The 19258-nt window shown below is 36.4% G+C and carries 7 protein-coding genes; 1 reads left to right on the top strand and 6 read right to left on the bottom strand.

All coding sequences use genetic code 11. The features are described 5' to 3' along the window. Positions 1-14: 14 nt before the first annotated feature. From BZG01_RS05900 to BZG01_RS05890, 3 genes are all read right to left on the bottom strand, one after another. A complete protein-coding gene (locus BZG01_RS05900) occupies positions 15-1898 on the bottom strand; it encodes a RagB/SusD family nutrient uptake outer membrane protein (RefSeq protein WP_101308907.1) in 1884 nt (627 codons plus the stop codon). A 19-nt stretch (positions 1899-1917) separates the two neighbouring features. Continuing rightward, positions 1918-5127: a SusC/RagA family TonB-linked outer membrane protein gene (locus tag BZG01_RS05895; protein WP_218973018.1), complete on the bottom strand. Its 3210-nt coding sequence runs from the start codon at positions 5125-5127 to the stop codon at positions 1918-1920. 83 nt (positions 5128-5210) lie between these two features. Continuing rightward, the gene (locus BZG01_RS05890) at positions 5211-7739 is read right to left on the bottom strand and encodes a family 43 glycosylhydrolase (protein ID WP_101308906.1); all 2529 of its coding nucleotides are present in this window, start codon (positions 7737-7739) and stop codon (positions 5211-5213) included. 353 nt (positions 7740-8092) lie between these two features. Between BZG01_RS05890 and BZG01_RS05885 the strand changes: the two genes are divergently transcribed. Further along, on the top strand, positions 8093-12145 hold the full coding sequence (locus BZG01_RS05885; protein ID WP_101308905.1) for a hybrid sensor histidine kinase/response regulator transcription factor: 4053 nt from the start codon (positions 8093-8095) through the stop codon (positions 12143-12145). A gap of 569 nt (positions 12146-12714) precedes the next feature. Here BZG01_RS05885 and BZG01_RS05880 read toward each other — a convergent pair. Genes BZG01_RS05880 through BZG01_RS05870 form a run of 3 tightly spaced genes read right to left on the bottom strand, consistent with a single transcriptional unit; the run spans position 12715 to position 19252 of the window. Further along, the gene (locus tag BZG01_RS05880) at positions 12715-15054 is read right to left on the bottom strand and encodes a beta-galactosidase (RefSeq protein ID WP_101308904.1); all 2340 of its coding nucleotides are present in this window, start codon (positions 15052-15054) and stop codon (positions 12715-12717) included. A gap of 41 nt (positions 15055-15095) precedes the next feature. Then, positions 15096-17249 carry a glycoside hydrolase family 43 protein gene (locus BZG01_RS05875; RefSeq protein WP_101308987.1) on the bottom strand — a complete coding sequence of 718 codons (2154 nt, stop codon included), beginning with the start codon at positions 17247-17249 and terminating at the stop codon, positions 15096-15098. A 44-nt stretch (positions 17250-17293) separates the two neighbouring features. Beyond that, positions 17294-19252, bottom strand: coding sequence for an alpha-L-arabinofuranosidase C-terminal domain-containing protein (locus BZG01_RS05870; protein WP_101308903.1), 1959 nt, complete (start codon positions 19250-19252; stop codon positions 17294-17296). Between the last annotated feature and the right edge of the window lie 6 nt (positions 19253-19258).

The following is a 19258-nucleotide window of genomic DNA, read 5'->3' as shown; positions in this document are numbered from 1 at the left end:
GCAGTTTTGATTTATCACCATCCTGGATTTTGTGTTAACCCATAATCTTTATTCACTTCTACGGGAGGAAAAGCTGACAAGTACCATTTTGGAGAAAAACTTGTCCACCAAGATCGGGTTGCATTTGTTAGTTCAAAAACTTCATAGGTAAACTCGCTTGGACGATCGCCTCTTGTAGCTGCATTTTTATCAGACCATGAATCTTCTATTCCGTCAGCTCTATAAATTCTTAAACCATGAAGTTGCTTGGAAAAAAGATCCGCCCTTTTATTACGGGTCATATCAAAAAGACGCACATCTTCTAAACCTAATTCACAAGCCCGTTCTCTAAGAATTTCTTCCATTAGCACATTTTCGCTAAACATATTCTTATCAGGATTTGATTCTACCAATCCTTTTAGTCCAACCCGGGCTCTAACTTCATCCACTTTAGCAATCGCTTCCGCAAAATTTCCGGTTTTCATTAACGCTTCCGCATATGTTAGATATAATTCCGATAAACGTAGGTATGGCCAAAGAGTTGGCTCATTTAAGTTATCTGAAAAATCAAGTACGTATTTGAAATTTGCATAACCGGTAGCATATTGTCCGGTTTCTTGCGCCGGATTTTGCTGAGCTTCACGACCACCTACCCACAATTCTGCTTGACGTCCTTGATATTTAGCCCCATTGACCAAAACAGTTTCATACAAGCGGGGGTCTCTATTTGTAAACATATCTGATACATGATCAGTCCAATTGAAAGCAGTTCCATCTGCCATAGGAAACATTTCTATAAATTCCTGTGTTGGAGTAAAAGCTCCATTTTGGCAAGATTGCGGGAAGTAATAATCCCATTGGTTATTGTTACCATAGGTATAACGTATGCGTGTTGATATTAACATTTCAGGGTTATTACTGCCACTTCCCCGTGTAAAATAAGCAGATCGGAAAGCCTCTCGATAATCATCAACATCAGTTCCTGATGCCTGTGCTAAAGAATAAACTCCATTATGGCTTAGCTCCTGAAAAAAGCTGGTACAAGCAGACAAACATTCATCCCATAACTCCGATTTATATCCTCCATACCAAACTTGCAGATTGGTTACTGCATCTTGGGTTCCTTCAGTACAATAAGGCTCACTATCATTAAACAAAGGACTGGCCGCAAATAACAAAACTTTACATTTTAAACCCATTGCGGATGCTGATGTAAAACGACCATCCCAATTTGAGATATCTTCAGCATCTAACGACCATGGCAAAACTTTTGCTGCTTCATCCAACAATCCAGTCATAAACAGAACTGTGGAATCCACAGTAGCACGTTTGGTATAATAAGCTGCTTCATCGCTGCTAACTTCAAATGCATGATCAACAATAGGTAAACCTCCATAGTGACGAAACAAGTCAAAATATCTTGATGCAATAATTACTTTTGCTTCGGCTTTCAACCTTTCTTTTTCATCCGTTTCCATATCAGGTACATTATCCACATTTTCAATAAATAACCAAGCCTGACGAACAGCTTCCCATACCTCCTCTTTTGTGAAACCAAATCGGGTAGCATCACTCGACTCTTCGGTACCAGCACTATAACTTCCCGAATAATAGCTCCTATTGACTCCATCCCAACTTAAATGGCTATGCCAACAGTCAGACAAAGTTTCGAACATTCCCATGTTCATTTTATTATCAATACTATTCCAATAAACCGGCAGTCCATAATACAGTTTACTATATGTATTCCACAAAAAGCGTCGTGAATATTCTGCATTACTAAATATCGTATCCTGAGTAACATCAACACCTGGTTGCTTTTCTAAAAAGTCATCTCCAACTGTTACATCATCAACACATGAAACAACTGTTAATGTGCCAATTACAAATGACACAAGTAATAATTTTATATTTTTCATAGTAGTATACATTAAAGAATTAAAAAGCCAATTTCAATCCTAGATTTATCACCCTTGTTAATGGATACGCTGGTCGGGAACTCGTTTTTGATTCCGGATCACCTAACTTAAATTTTGAAAATGTAAGTAAGTTATAACCACTAAGATATAAGCGGCAATTGTCTATACCAGCTCTTTGAAACACCGGAAGATTTAACTTATAGCCTATTTCAATATTTTTCAACCGCAGGTAGCTGGCGTCAACTAAAAACAAATCAGAACTTTGATAATTATTTGTTTTATGAGCAAGAGTAGCACGTGGTAATTTTGCTGTTGAAGCTGTTTCAGGAGTCCAACGCTGTTTGTATTGATACGATAACAAACCTTTTGTATTCGTATCTCCCATCGGATTACGAAATGTTTCCTGAAGTAAGCGTGAAGTATTCCAAGCTCCAGTCCACTGCATACTAAAATCCAGGTTCTTCCATGAAAAGCCAAGATTCATACCTGCCACATACTCCGGATTATTGGTATAACCAGCTTTTGTTACATCATCCGAATCAATTGTTCCGTCTTTATTTAAATCAACATAAACAACATCTCCCGGCTCTAAACCTCCTGCGTGTACAGCAATATCCTGCCCATATTGAGCTTTATACCGGTCATTAGCTGTTTCATCATAGAAACCCCAAAATTTACGAATGATATTAGATCCCACGGGTCTGCCGGTTTGCCTCATATAATCTTCATTGGGCTTAACTTCTCCCTTTTCAATAATTTTATTTTTTGCAAATGAGAGGTTCATGTTCACCCAATATTTAAAATTTTCGCCTATGTCATCATTCCATTTCAAGGCAATTTCATAACCATGACTATCAACTACCCCCATATTTATAACTGGCAAAGAAACGCCTACAATATTAGGTGTCGTTTCAGACTTCACTAAAATATCTTCTCGGTGCTCACTAAATACATCTACAGATACTTTAAAACGCTCTTTTAAGAATGCCAAATCAATACCATAATTTTGCTTGTAAGCTTTTTCCCATGTTACATCTTTATTCGATTTTGAACTTTCATAGGCTCCTGGTTGATTTGAACCTACATTTGTTCCAAAATTATACCCACTTCCACCAAGCACATAGGAATCAGGAATGTACATAAATCGTTGCTGCGTATCTCCTACATAGTATTTATCATTACCTACAACTCCATATGAACCTCTCAATTTCATGTAATTAATGACATTTTTAAATTCCTTCATGAAGTTTTCTTCAGATACAACCCAAGCTAAAGATCCAGCAGGAAAGAATCCATATCGCTTAGCACGTGCAAAATTTTCGGATCCATTGTATCCAACATTAAACTCTGCCATATAGCGGGTACTCCAATCATATGTTATACGACCAACCATTCCTACATAACCTGATGGAATATCGGTATATTGTTTTGGATAATATTTTTTAGATTGAGTGTACAAAGCAAGAGCGCCAATAGTGTGCTTTCCATATTTACGATCGTAGTTTACACTTGCTTCAGCATACCAATTACGTCCTTTATCAAAACTTTCACCATAATTAAGCTCTGCATCATCCCCACTTTTCTTATATTCAATTCCCCCATCACTTGTCTTAACCGGAGTATAAAAAGGAGTGGATGAACTTCTGGTTTTTGTATGATAAAATGTGCTGTTATAGGAACCCTTAACTTTAAAATATAAGCCTTCTGTAACAAAATCAAGCTTCTGCTTTAAAGCCAAATCAACATTAAGCACATTAGTTGATTTAGCATTATATCCTTTTCCATAGTAAGGAGAAAGTCCATCACTACCGGCATCCGGCAAATAATCAGTATTTGTCACAACCCTTTTTCCATCAATTATACCTGCACCACCGAAAGGAGTTGCCCAATAAAGCTGACGAAATAACTGATTCTGATCTTCGTTAGAAATCGGAGTGTTTTTATCTTCTATACGACCACCTAAATTTAGAGTTAACAAAGTGCTTTCTGAAATATCATAATCAAGGTTAGCACGGTAATTATAACGTTTGAAATCAAAATTAAAATCGTAACCCGAATCAAAAGTCTTAAATAAACCTTCTTGTGTAAAGGCTCCCAGAGACACAAAATATCTTATTTTCTCAGCTCCTCCAGAGATATTTACATTATGCTGAGTTTGAATTGCTCCCTTCTTTAATAATTGATCAAGCCAATCTACATCCGGATATAGTATTGGATCAGAATGTGTTTTGAAAGCTTCCAGAACATCAGGCTGAAATTTATAACTACCAGCGCTCACACCATCATTAGCCTGCGCTTCATTATAATAACTTGCATATTCATAACTGTCTGCAAATTCAAGCAATTTTGTGGGCATTTGATAACCAGTAGAAGATGAAAAAGATATTTTAGCCTTTCCTTCTTTTCCTCGTTTGGTAGTAATTAATATAACACCATTGGCTCCACGCACACCAAAAACAGCCGTTGCCGAAGCATCTTTTAAAATAGTAATGCTTTCTATTTCATTCGGATCTAACTGAGAAAACTCACGTTCAACACCATCCACCTGAATCAAAGGAGACGAATTGTTCAATGTCGTTACACCTCTAATATAAATCTCAGCATCATCCGCTCCCGGTTCTCCGGAATATTGTACCGATGACAATCCTGTTACCGAACCAGATAATGCATTAGACAAAGATCCTGTTGGAGTTTTTAATAATTGCTCTCCTGAAACTGTAGACACAGCTCCAGTAATTGTGGTCTTTTTTTGCGAACCATAGGCAATGGCAACCACCTCATCCAGATCAATGCTTGATTCTTCCATAACAACATCAATCGTAAGCTTGTTTCCAATAGCCATCTCCTTTTCAAGCATGCCCACAAAAGAATAAACCAAAAGCTCGGCTTCTGCAGGAACACTTATAGCATAATGACCGTTAATATCAGTGGTTACACCAATGAATGTACCTTTAACAAATACATTAACACCAGGTAATCCCATTCCACTCTTGTCTTTAACAGATCCTTCAATCTCCTTTTTTTTCTGAACTTCCAGCGACGAATTTTCATACAGAGAGGGTTTGTTATTATCAGATAACAGCTGATACCCCTCACCTTGGGGATTATGATCATCCGCCCTTCCGGTAAGCATTGTTGCAAAAACAAAAAGATTAGTCAACGTTAATCGCAACAAGGTTTTTGTACTGCTTCCCAAAGGAAACCAATACCTTGTAAATCGTTTTTCCATAAATTAAAATTTTTACTTAGTAAATTATTTATTCAACTATTTTAAAACCAGCAACAAAAACACCCACAGTTCTCATTTCCAGTTTAGTCAAAAACATATTTATCCCATTCTTTTGCCCATTTAATGATTGGCTTCCCGTTCTCAAACGAAATTGGCAACCAAACATAACGACCATCCAAGTGATTCTTAGGATTCCATCTGTCAGCCATAAAAACGAATGATTTTTTTTCTCCATATACAGGAAATACACAGGTGCTTTGCGATGAAAAAGTCAACTCCGCCCCTTCTCCACGACAGGGATTCCCAAGGGTTTCCCACGCTCCCCAAATGGATGAAGCTACAGCTGAACGTGCTGCATTAGGCGCCCATCCTGTACATCCGGATGTGATTAAATAATATTTACCCTCTTTTTTAAATAAAGCAGGTGCTTCATTATGCCCGCCAGGAAATAAACGAACATACTTACCTGTATAATTCAAATAATCATTAGTTAGCTCTGCAATATGAATGGTTAAATTATCTTCCGAAGAATAGATATGATATGCTTTTCCATCATCATCTACAAACAATGTCATATCCCTCGACATCTGTCCCCCCTCAAAGTCCCGTCGCACAAACAGGCCATCTACAATAGCTGCACGCCATTCGGGAGTCCACCATTCTTTAAAATCATCAGCCGTCAAACTTGATGTCCGTTGATCTTGATTCATATTTACAGGCCATATACCAGCATTTGGTCTTAATGATTTCACAAATTTATAAGGTCCCTTCACATCATCACTTACTGCTATTCCTACTTGCGCAGCACGATAACCTTGCCCTTTTAATTCCAGATGGAAATACATAACAAACTGCTCTGTGACAGCATTATAAATTACTTTAGGGCGTTCAATGGTACACCCTTTTGCAATTGGACTTAATTTGTTATTTTCATCAACAGGTAAAGCTACACCCTCATTTTTCCAATGATACAGATCACCGGAAGAATAACACCTTACCCCAACCAATGCCTGACTGGTATTCGCACTCTTGTGTTCTCCAAACCAATAATATTTTCCTTGATAATACAGAATACCTCCTCCATGTGCATTGATATGATTTCCTTGATCATCTAACCATAATTCGCCAGGATGAAAAGATTGGTATTCTTGTTCCGGCTCATCAAATAATTTCTTTAATCTCGAAATTTTCGCTTCTATAGATTTGGCTTGCAATATTTCACAGATATTTTTTTTTGAAATAGTAAGATCTGTTCCTTGAGGTTGGTTTTCAAAATCTCCCAAAAATGAGTTCCCGATGAAGGAAGTGTTAATATCTCCACCAAAGTCAAATTTGCTTTTTAAGCCACTGTCAGCGTAAAATATATTGTTTTTAAATTGAGTATTTTCCGGCCATTTATTCCCCCAATCTCCCATTTTTAATATCCGAGAATCAATGGAATCATTTTCTTTTGGATATTGTACAATCAAGTTGTTAGAGATCATTGTATTTTTAACAGGCCCTGTGATATGCACAACTGGCGTAAACCATCCACTTTGTTTGGTCGGGTAATTTCTTATTCCGTCATTTACGCTAATATTATAACGAACAGTCGAATTAAGAGTGCCTTTGTTCCAGCTCTTCCCAAGAGAATTTCCATCATTACACACTAATAGAAATCCACCCGCATTATCATGACTATAATTATATTGAATAATAGTATTGTGACAATTGTAATCTGAATCGAATCCTTGTCCATCCCATTTGGCATTATGCTCACTTACTTCGTTATACTGGATAATCGTGTTATCGCAACTCCATGGCCAAATACCTGCTGCCGCTTCATTTGGCGATAAAATGTCAGGACAATTTCGCATCACATTATATTCTATTACAGCACCATCACATCCGATAGGTACAATTCCATCACCGGGTACACTTTCAATCAGGTTGTGTGATATAAGAATTTTCAAATTGGGATACCATTTATCCCGACCAGCATACCCCCCGGAATAAATACCATTCCTTCCACAATTTATGATATGGCAATTTTGTATTGTTAGTCCTACAAATCTTGATTTTACTTTAGAACCTTTATTCTCCCAGAAAATACCCCCTCCAGCACCTTCTTCTTTCACTAAACTTCCATTTACATCTCTAATTACCAAATCATCTAATGTTACATCAAAACGCTCACCAGAATCTTCAGCTTTTATATAAACACCCACTCTGCCTGCTGCTCTATTTTCTCCGTTATTTGTTATTTCAAGCTGAGATACTTTACAATAGGCTGGGTTACTTAATAACAGTGTATATTTTTTATTACCGGCTCCATTAATTTGGGGGAAAGGAAGCGATATATCTCCATAAGCTCCAACCACAATTAATGCCCCTTTTTCCCCTTCCAAATTAAGAACCAACTGCCCGTTAAAAACGGAACCTCTTTTGAAAAGAATGGAATCACCAGCATTAAATTTTAAAAGATTTACATTTTTTAAACTACGCCAGGGTTTCGAAATATTCACCCCTTTATTTAAATCGTTTCCGCTGTGGGAATCAATATAATAATTCGATGAAAATACAATATTCTCAAACAAACAAAGAGATATAATAATAAGTGCAATTCGCCTCATATTTAAACTAACTATATTTTTTAGGAAAAATTAACATTACAAATATGTCTATCTTTGTCAGGATAAAAGTTGAAAGATCATTCCGAATGGGGGAGAATTCATTCAAGGCTTAATTTCAAAGGCTTTCAGATGTAAAAAGACAGATATTTAATCCTTTTTGAATGATTATTCACCTTAGAAAACCAGATAAGAATCGTATTATCAATTTTTAATTAAAATATACTTCACCTCTAATTTCCCGTATCGTAACAGCATCTTAATATTTGATCAGGGGAATTTGACATTAATTAACAGAGAAGAAAAGTTCCATAGATTACATATCGCTTATTCATAAGAGTAAAATAAACCCAGCCATGAAATTTAAAATACTAACATTATCATTCCTGATATTATTATATGCTTCAAACAATCATGTGAAATCGCAGAATATTTCAGTCTCTCAACTGCCAATAATGGATCAATTACCCTCAAATTCTGTTCATCGAATTTTTCAGGATAGCGAAGGGTATATTTGGTTTGGAACTCCCGAAGGATTGTGCAGGTATGATGGCAATAGAATAAAAATTTTCAGGTCAGATATTTATTCTCCAAACTTATTTGCCAGTAACGAGATTTCCTGCATTGCTGAAGACAACAACGATAACCTTTGGATAGGAACGAATGAAGGTTTAAGTATTCTAAACAGAAACACCTATCAAATTAAAACTCATCCTGATAGTATATTACAATCGATGGCAATTCGTGATATATTAATTGGCAGTGATAGTACCATTTGGGTTGGAGCATCAAATGCTGTGTACAGATACAATCCTGATTTTTCAAGAAAAAAAAGATATACGCACAATCAGAATGACTCCAAATCAATTCCTAATGGCGGAATTAATAAACTTTTTGAAGATTCATATCATAATATCTGGTTAACGCTATGGGAAAAAGGATTACATAAATATGATACGGAAAGTGATCGGTTTATCCAATACCCTAAAATTGGACGTACAAACAATCCATTTAAAATATTTCAGGATAATCAGAATAATTACTGGATAGGTACCTGGAATGATGGCTTGTATAAATTTACCCCTAATGCAAAAAATGATAATTTGTATACACAAATAACAATTCCTAAGACGAATTATTCTGAGGAGGAAGAAACCTTCTTTAGCTTTACTCAGGACGATAATGTTGAATATATTTGGTCAATGTCTTTGTCTGGATTAAGTACATTTAGGTATGACAAATCAGGTGATCTTATTCCTGTTAACACACAAGAATTACTTAAAAACACCAACAATATTTTTAGCGAAATAATAAAAGACAGAGATGGTAGTTTATGGATTGGAGCCTTTAGCGAAGGGGTGTTTAAAATTGATTTTGACAAACCTGCAATTAGTAATTTCCCAATAGATGTTCTTAATACCAAAAACAACATAGCACCCTCTTTCACCTCATTATGTATTGATAACGATAAGGATATTTGGGTCAATCAAAATAGGTTAGGTCTATTTATATATTCACCGGAAACAAAAACAATTAGATATTTTACCGAATTCGAAAAATTAAAAAACATACCGGAATTACTCAAAACAAATAGCATCACCTATCTTTCAAGTCGCAATGAAATATGGATCACCAATGATCTAAACACGAAAATTGTAAAAATTAAAAAAAAGGGATCTGATATTACTTCCTTAAAGGAAATCTTTCTAAATAGTATATCTGAAAACACCGGTCTGATAAATCATATTTTTGAAGATAATAAGTCTAATATCTGGATCGGTACCAATAATGTTCTGTTTGTTCAACCAAGAGGATCTGAGAATATATTTCTGATAAATAAGAAGATCGGTTCAATAAACACACTAACACAGGATACAAATGACAACTTATGGATAAGCTCTGCCAAAGGAATATATAAAATAGCTATCCCGCAAATAGTAACAGAAGATGAAATTTCCAATTTAGAAATCGAAAACATTCAAAGTAAGTTATTGAGTGACCATATTCAATCCATTACCGCAGACCTTAGTGAAAATATTTGGATTGGTACTAAAGAAGGTAGTTTAATTGCATACAATACTACTGATAAATCGTTTACAAACAGAACTGTAAATTGCGGATTAAAAGGAGAGGCTATTTTGGATATTATTTCAGACAAATACAATAATATTTGGATTACTACCTATAAAAGAATAATAGAATTTAATCCTAAAAACAATGCCTATTTTGTCTATTCAGCCTCTGATGGAGTTCAAATCAATTCACATCTAAAAGGATCATTCTGTAAAACAACTGATTCAAAATATATATACATAGGAGGAAACAGAGGATACTCGCGTTTTATTCCTTCAGAAAAATTAAACTCTCCCTTGGCTAAAGTACAAACAAAAATTACTGATATAAAAATACAGAACAAATCAATCCTTAGCCAGAACAGTGAAGTTAAATTCGATTTCAAGAATAATTCTCTTGTTTTAAGTCCTGAGGATAAAAACATTGAAATTTATTTCTCTACTCTCGATTACATAAACGCAAAAAAAATAAAGTATGCCTATAAATTGGAAGGAGTAGATAACGATTGGATTTACGCTAAAAACGACAGACAATTTGCGGTTTACAATCAATTAAAAAAAGGACATTATACTTTCTGTATTAAAGCTACTGATGCTCATAATCTGTGGAGCAATAATATCACCAAACTTACAATTTACCGTAAACCGGCATACTATGAAACAAACACTGCATATCTCTTCTATTTTTCACTATTCACTCTAGGAATATTCCTGCTTTTCAAAATTATTCTAGGCAGAAGCAAATTAAAAAATGAAGTGAAAATCACCCAAATAGAGAAAAGCAAATCAGAGGAAATTACCCAAACAAAACTAAAATACTTCACAAATATTTCTCATGACCTATTAACACCCTTAACGATAATTAATTGTTTGATAGACGACATTGAAACGACGGTTCAAAAAAACATGCCCGAATTTGGAATTATACGATCGAACATTATCAGACTCAAAAGATTACTTCAGCAAATACTTGATTACAGAAAAGTGGAAGGTGGTAAAATGGAATTACGTGTTGCAAAGGCGGACATTTCATCCTTTATAAATGATATCTGTTACAACCACTTTATCCCAATGTTTGATAAAAAAAATATTCTATTTGAATTGAATTCAACACCTCAAGAAATAAGCGCCTATTTTGATGCCGATAAAATGGATAAAATCCTGTTTAATCTTCTGTCAAATGCTTTTAAATATACCCCTAGAGATGGAAAAATTATTGTTGAGCTTAATCTTCTCATCAAAGACAACACAGAATTTATTTCGATTAAAGTATCAGATACAGGCATAGGAATTCAACCCGAAGACATTGAACATATCTTTCAACGGTTTTATAATAACAAAACAACTGATGTAAGCGAAACAAATGGGATTGGCTTATCTCTAACAAAAGATTTAGCAGAACTTCATCATGGGAAAATATCCGTAAATAGTTTTCCTAAAAAAGGTTCCACATTTTGCGTAGAGATTCCTATTGATAAAAAAAGTTATACAATTGAAGAAATATATCCGGAAGCACAAAGTTTAGATTTAAATAATATAGATGATAATCCTCAGGAAGATCCGGAAATATCTTCAAAAATCAGCAACATAAACATCCTGGTGGTTGAAGACAATGTTGAATTACTTGAAATAATTCAAAAACGCTTGCTCAAATCTTATAATGTATTGACGGCCCAAAATGGTTTGGAAGCTATTGAGCTTGTAAAATCAACGGATATAGATATAATTATTAGTGATGTAATGATGCCGGAAATGGATGGCCTCGAGTTGTGCCGAACACTAAAAAACAATATAGAAACAAATCATATTTCGATTATTCTTCTTACTGCAAAAAACAGCATAGATGATCGTATTGAGTGTTATAATGCCGGAGCAAATGCCTACATCTCCAAACCTTTTGAAATAAATGTACTGCAGGCGAGAATCCAGAATTTCACTTTGCAAAAGAAACAGCAGCAGCAAGATTTTAAATCTAATCAAGAAATAAATATCTCTTCATTGGATTATCCGTCAATGGATGAACAATTTTTAAAAAATGCCATTCTCATTATTGAAAAAAACTTAACGGAAACAGAGTTTGACATCAACTCTTTTGCCGGGCAACTTAACCTGTCAAAATCAACACTATACAGGAAAATTAAAACAATTACAGGATTATCGCCTATTGAATTTATTCGTAACATTAAACTAAAGCATGCCTCCAAAATGCTAAAATCAGGTCACATTAGCATTTCCGAAGTAGCATATTCCGTAGGGTTTTCTGATCCAAAATATTTTGCATCCTGTTTTAAAGCGGAGTTCAACATTACACCAAGCGAATTTCAAAAAAAACAGTAATACCGATTGTTGCTTTGTTTGAATCATAAATTCGCAAGCTCATCCACGGCACTGCTCAACATTCTGCATTATATCATCTAGCTTTAAAGCTAAGACTAAAGGCCATTTGTTGAACTTGAGATTCAAAAAAATATTAGCATGTAAAACGGTTCTGAAACAGAATAATAAACACAGCCTGAACTGATCGCTTTGAAGTCCGGTTTTTTAGCTCAGGAGCACCTCAAAGCACTTTGAGCACCTTCTTTTTTGCAAAAGAGCACCTCAAAGCATTTTGAGCACCTCTTTTTTTGCAAAGGAGTACTTCAAAGCATTTTGCGCACCTCCCTTTTCGCTCAGTAGAACGTCAAAGCATTTTGCGCACCTCCCTTTTCGCTCAGTAGAACGTCAAAGCATTTTGAAGTCATTTTTTTTTGCAAAGGAGCACCTCAAAATGCTTTGAACTGTCTTCTCCGAGACTGTTCGGGAAAATACTAATCGGTATTCTCCATTTACACAAGAAAAAACAAAACCATTATTCCAGCTAAGGAATAATGGTTTTTACATTTCTTAATCTTGTGTTTTTTCTGCTTTTATAATTTAAACCTCGTTTGCTTTAAATACACTTTATAATCTTTTATCATACCCGGTTTTCCCTCTTCGGCACGCGGTAAATACCAAAAGCCTGTAACAAGCTTTTCTTCACCCAAATCAATTACAATCTGATGTGGAAAGCCTGCTTTGGTTGTTGAGTAATTCGTATGCCATATGGTTGATTCCTGTAAATCGAATACATTGCTTGCCGTATTATTGGCCACATCTAATTCTTCACTGTCGGCGTATATTACTTTCCAATGCTGCCGCGATAAGGGTTTGCCATCTTCACCAAGAATTTCCAGTTCGGCAATGGCAGCAAAACTATCTCCTCCAAAGGAATTTAAGGCTTCCAAACAGAAGTAGCGGGTGTTCGCTTGTTTATTAAAATTAATATGCTGCCAACCATTTCCTTTTGTAAATGAAGCTTTATAATTCGGCGTCTCATTGGTTAAATCAAGAGTTTCTCCAGGTTTACGCGAAGCATAAGCTCCATTTCCTTTTAAAACATCTAATATTGGGTGGCGCAATCCTTCGGTTTTAGCTTCTGTGGGCGATGCCAAATCGAAAACAATCACTTCATTTTCACCTTCTTTTAACCAACATCCCGGAACGTAAAGTGTTTGCTGCGGGCCAATTTCCCAATAGCGGCCAATGGCGTGACCATTCACCCAGGCCAAGCCCTTGCTCCAGTTGCTCATATCCAAAAAAGTGTCTCCTTTTTTATCAACCACAAACCTTCCTTTATAAAAAGCAGGTTGTTTTTCAGAATTTGTCAGCTTGGTATAATGCTTGTTTTTAGCAAAACTGTAATCGGAAGGAATACTATATACCTGCCAGTTTTTTAGTGCCTTTACTTCCTTATCCGATTTTATTTCAACCTTCCCGGTGATCCCTTTCCAGTCGTAAATCCCTTTGCCAAAATTCTGCCTTCCCATGGCCTCAACTAAAATATCAAGAACAGCACCTTCTTTTACAGGAGGCAATAGAATTGTATTTTCTCCTCTTAGCCGGCTGAGAGTTGCTATTTTTTCACCATCGATAAAAACTTGTGTCCAGTCATGAGCTTCAGTTATCACTAAAGATTGCTGTTTATCCGATTTTTCAAGCTTGGTCCGGTATAAAATACTTCCCCATCCCTGATCAAAAAACTCCATCGATTTAATGTCTTCACTCATTTTTGCTTCGGGAAGATTGTCGAACAAGAGAACTGTTTCATCCAATTCAAAAACTGGTATGCTAATGGTTGGTATTGAATCGGGAATTTCACTTAGCGACTCACCTTCAGGCAAATATTTTTCCAGTAATTTTCTAACTTCGAAATATTTGGGTGTTGTTCTTCCCGATTCGCTAATTGGCGCATCGTAATCGTACGAGGTACAAGTTGGCGAGAAATTAGGAAAGTTGGCACCGCTCCAATGTCCGAAACTGGTTCCGCCATGAGTCATATATAAACTAAACGAGATATTCTGATCCAACATATCCTGCATTCCGTTCACCAAATCGGCTGCACTTCGGGTTTCATGTTTTGCTCCCCAATGATCAAACCAGCCTGACCAAAATTCACTGCACATAAGAGGTGTATTAGGACGAAGTTCTTTCAGTTTTTTAAACTGTTCATTGATATTGGCTCCCGTCCCAAAATTAACAGTCCACAGCAAATCATCCAATGCATTGTTCTGGAAATTGGAACTCCAATCGCACTGAAATAATGGGACATCATTAAATCCTGCACCTTTTACGATATCGCGAATATCTTGAATATAGGGCTTATTTGTACCAAAAGAACCATACTCATTTTCAACCTGTACCATTAATATATTTCCTCCTTTGGTAATCTGGAGGTCGGCCAGCTGCTTTCCTACTTCGTTTATAAATAGTTTTGCCTTTTCCATAAAATAAGGATCCTGCTCTCGCAGCTTAATATCCTTTTTCTTTAGCAACCACCAGGGCAAACCACCCATTTCCCATTCGGCACACACATAGGGTCCGGGACGAACAATCACATACATCCCGTTCTTTTGAGCCAAACGACAAAATTCTGCCACATCATTATTTCCGGTAAAATCGTATTTGCCTTCTTCAGGTTCATGAATGTTCCAGAAAACATACAGGCAAATTGTATTCATGCCTAAAGCCTTACTCATCTTGATGCGTTGCTCCCAATATTCTTTCGGAATGCGTGGATAGTGCATTTCGGCAGCCTTAACAACAAATGGTTTCCCGTTAAGCAGAAATGTTTTATCTCCAACTTCAAATGTTCCTTCATTTTTTGGGGGCGAACAAGCATTCAGTAAGAATGTGAACAAAAGGATCGTATATAAAAATAATTTTTTCATTGTGTACAGTATTTGATAATTAAACACTCAGCAATCCATTCTTAATTAAGAGCATCGATACCTGAAAGAGTTGGCTTTACTTCTTTTATACTTCCACCGGCATCAAATTCCAATTTATCAATACACACTTCGCGGTGAAATCCACCGGCTCTTCCCATTGTAATTCCTTTTGGACGGGTAAAACGATGATATACCAAATACCATTCGTCTTTGCCAGGAATTTGAATGGCTGAATTGTGTCCTGTGGCATAAATCTCCTGATCTTTATCTTGTCGGATTACAATGTTATTTTCTGGAATCGTCAATTTTCCCACCGGCGAATCTGAAGTGGCATAGCGCACTTTGTAATTCGGACTTCGGGTATCATCTTCCGACCACATAAAATAGTAGATTCCATTGCGGTAAATTACATAGCTGCCTTCACGATAAGTGTTATCAACATTCATCAATTTTGTGGTTTTTTCGTTGATAGAAACCATATCATCATTCAATTCGGCTGCGGCCATATAACCATTCCCCCAATACAGGTAACTTTTGCCGGTTTTAGGATCGGTAAATACATCGGGATCAATTTCCTGCCCATTTGTAATTCCTTTTGGCTTTTTATCAATCAATGCTTTTCCACTGTCAACAAACGGCCCCGTAGGGTTATCGGCCACAGCCACACCTATTTTTTGTGCTGCAGTAAAATAATAGAAATACTTGTACTGTCCGTCGATTTTCTTTTCGACAATACAGGGTGCCCAGGCATTTCTATTGGCCCAGCTAACATCTTTTTTTAGGTCAATAATAACACCTTCGTCGGTCCAGTCAACTAAATTATCGGATGAAAACACACTGAATTTATAACCCGACCAGTTATTGAAACCATCGCTGGTTGGGTATATGTAATATTTGCCGGTTTTCTCAGAATACAGAATGTCAGGATCGGCTTTGTAACCTTCCAAAACAGGGTTGTGATCTTCCGAAACCGATACCTCGAAGTTTTGACTTTCTTTTCCATCAATTTTAAACGTGTATTTCACCGATCCTTTCGAGAAATCCTGTGCCCCTTTGGGACTATAAGAAATTCCTGAAAAGGTTTTGAATTCCGGATCGAAATGATTCATGTCTGCTCCGGTTTTTACAGGAAGATAAATTGTCTTATCCTGAGCTTTAAAGCAGACATTGTTCTTCTTTAGTAAAGGAGAACTGGCATCAACCAGTAAATCGTCGTAATTGCTGTAAGTTGATACCAGTAATTTTAATTCTTTATCAGTAATTGGCATCACCGTACCATGTCTTGGGTGAAAATTCATCGAAATATCCTGATCGATTACAGTGAAACTCTCTAAATCAGTACTTCTCGTAAATTGATAACCACCTTTGGTATAAAGGTCGTACATCAGAATCCAGTCGTTGCAGTTATTTAATTTGAAAATCCCACTTCCTTCCACAGGACTGGTTTCACAATCCATTCTTTTATCGCTAACCAGCTGATAACCTTCTGTTAATTGATCTGAAACGGCCAATTTAATGCCAGGGTCGCCATCTTCGGCTTTATGAAACAAATGATACTTCCCGTTGAAAAAGACGATATCACCATCAATACAAGCTTTTGTATTGCTTTCTTCCGGCGGAAAATAAAGTTGTTCAGGTGCTGATTCGAGTCCCGAAAAATCAGCATTTGCGTATGCATAATAGATTTTATCAGGATCATCTCCCTGCTTCATTGAAAAATAAACCATGTATTTTTTAGTGGCTTCGTCGTAGATTGTTTGCGGTGCCCACACACGATTCACATCGGAAAACTCATTCTTGAAAGTCTCGGGAATGTTTACAACAGAACTTTCCCAATGAATTAGATCTGTTGATTTCAACAAAATCATCGCATAATTATTCCAACCCTGTTCCGGTACAAATAAGTCGGTGGCTACCATGTAAAATGTTTTTCCATCCTCTCCGCGCAAAATATGAGGATCGCGCACACCACCCGAAGTACTGATTTGTTTTGAATCAATTACAGCCTGATTGTTATTGAGAGCCCGATAGTGATAACCATCTTCGCTTACTGCAAAATGAATGGCTTCTTCGCCGGGAGCATTGCCTGTAAAATAGGCGAATAAATAGGCACTGGTATCATTTCCTGCTTTATCAGAGCTGCAGCCAAACAAGACACTGAATACAAAAAAACAGAGTCCGGAAATTAATATCATGTGCTTTTTTGGTTTTGAAAACATATATTTCAAGTTTAGATTTATTATTTAATTTTTAGACGGCACACGTAAAAAGCATTGCCCGCTGCCAAAAGTTTAAAGCTGTTTTTTTCAGAGCTAATGGAATAATTTCCCGGTACAATTGCCAAAGGAGCTGCCAATGTATTTTGTAAGTCAGGATTATTTGAATGCAGACAAGTTATCTTCACCTCTTTGTCTTCAAAGGATTTTTTTAATCCATCCAGTTTGATATTTATTTCATGATTAACAGAAGATATATTTACCACTTTAACGATTATCTCTGAGTTTTCATGATCCAATACGGCACTTGCATACAAACTATCTTGTCCTGTAATGTTTTCATCCTTCGATTTTATTGAAAGCACGTTTGTTCCAGCATTTTTAGCATACATTTTTTGAACGTAATAATTTGGAGTGCAAACAGAAGTAAGATTATCGAACCAGATCATATCCGGACGCCATTGCCAGGCATCAACATGAGCGAATAACGGAGCATAAGTTGCCATGTGAACGATATCAGCATTTCGCTCCAACCCTGTCATGAATGCCGCTTCAGCCAATGCTGCACGCAAATTATTTGCCTTATCCTTATCGTGTGCTGCATATTCGCCGGCAAAAACTTTTGGCCCTTTTCGGTCATATGTATCATATCTCTTTGCATTCTTATAAAACCATTCAGGATTTTTGTAATAATGCTCATCAACAAGATCAACTTTTAATTCTTTCATTTTTGGCCACAGGTATTCAAACTGCTTGCCATCAGAAGAAGGACCGGAACCGCCGACAATTTTAATTTCAGGATGCTTTTCCCGTATTACTTTCACAAATTTCTCCAGTCGCTCTACATACACTTCTCCCCATTGCTCATTACCAATAGCAATCATTTTCAAATTAAAAGGTTCGGGATGTCCCATTTCTGCCCGCACTTTTCCCCATTTAGTACTAACTTCCCCATTGGCAAATTCAATTAAATCAACCGCATCCTGAATATATGAATCAAGGCTGTCAACCGCAACGCACTCTTTACTTTCGTACTGACAAGCCAAACCGCAGCTTAATACAGGCAAAGGTTCTGCTCCAATATCCTCGCTAAGCAAAAAGTATTCAAAAAAGCCTAAACCATAACTTTGATAGTAATCCGGAAAGAAATGATATTTGAAAGTATAAAACCACCTGTTGATATTCAAAGGTCTGTTCTCAGCCGGACCAACACTATTTTTCCATTGATAACGGGTTTTTAAGGTATTTCCCTCGACAATACATCCACCTGGAAAACGTAAAACACCCGGGTGCAAGTCATACAATGCCTGAGCAAGATCCTTGCGCAATCCATTTTTCCTGCCTTTCCATGTTTCTTTCGGAAATAGAGAAATGTGGTCAACATCAACTGTTCCTGCGGTTTCCAAAATGAATCGGATTTTACCTTTTGCTTCTGTTTCCTTAGCTTTTATTGTACATGTATATTTTTTCCAGTCACTTCCTTGTACTAAAATTTCACTGGTTCCAATTGCAGCATTGCCGGCATTTAGTAATTCTACCTTAAATTTATTTTCATCATTGCTAATTGATCTCGCATAAAATGAAAACAAATATTCATCATACTGATGAAATCCAATGCCTGTGAAACCATTATTTTCGAGTCCGGTACCAGTTCTAAGGCCTTTTTCGTTAAAACGGACATAATTTGGATTTTTATCGAAACAAGGCGATTCCTGCTGAACTTTTACATCACCAAAAGGAGTCCACCCTAAAAAGGGATGATCAAACTCGAAAGAACGATTTTTAATCAACTCTGCATACAATCCACCATCGGCACCAAAGTTGATATCTTCGAAAAACACGCCGTACATTTCAGGCTGTATTTCTGCACCAACATTCTTTACATCAATCACAAAATTATTCTGAGCGAAGATCGAAAAATAAGGTAGAATGAAGAGTGATATAAATATCAACGGCCTTTTAATCTGTTTTTTTAATTTCATTTTAGT

Origin of the sequence: Labilibaculum manganireducens (genome assembly GCF_002843385.1) — a bacterium.
Lineage (GTDB): Bacteria > Bacteroidota > Bacteroidia > Bacteroidales > Marinifilaceae > Labilibaculum > Labilibaculum manganireducens.
Note: the sequence above shows the minus strand (reverse complement) of the source record. Positions and strands in the feature narration are given on the sequence as shown.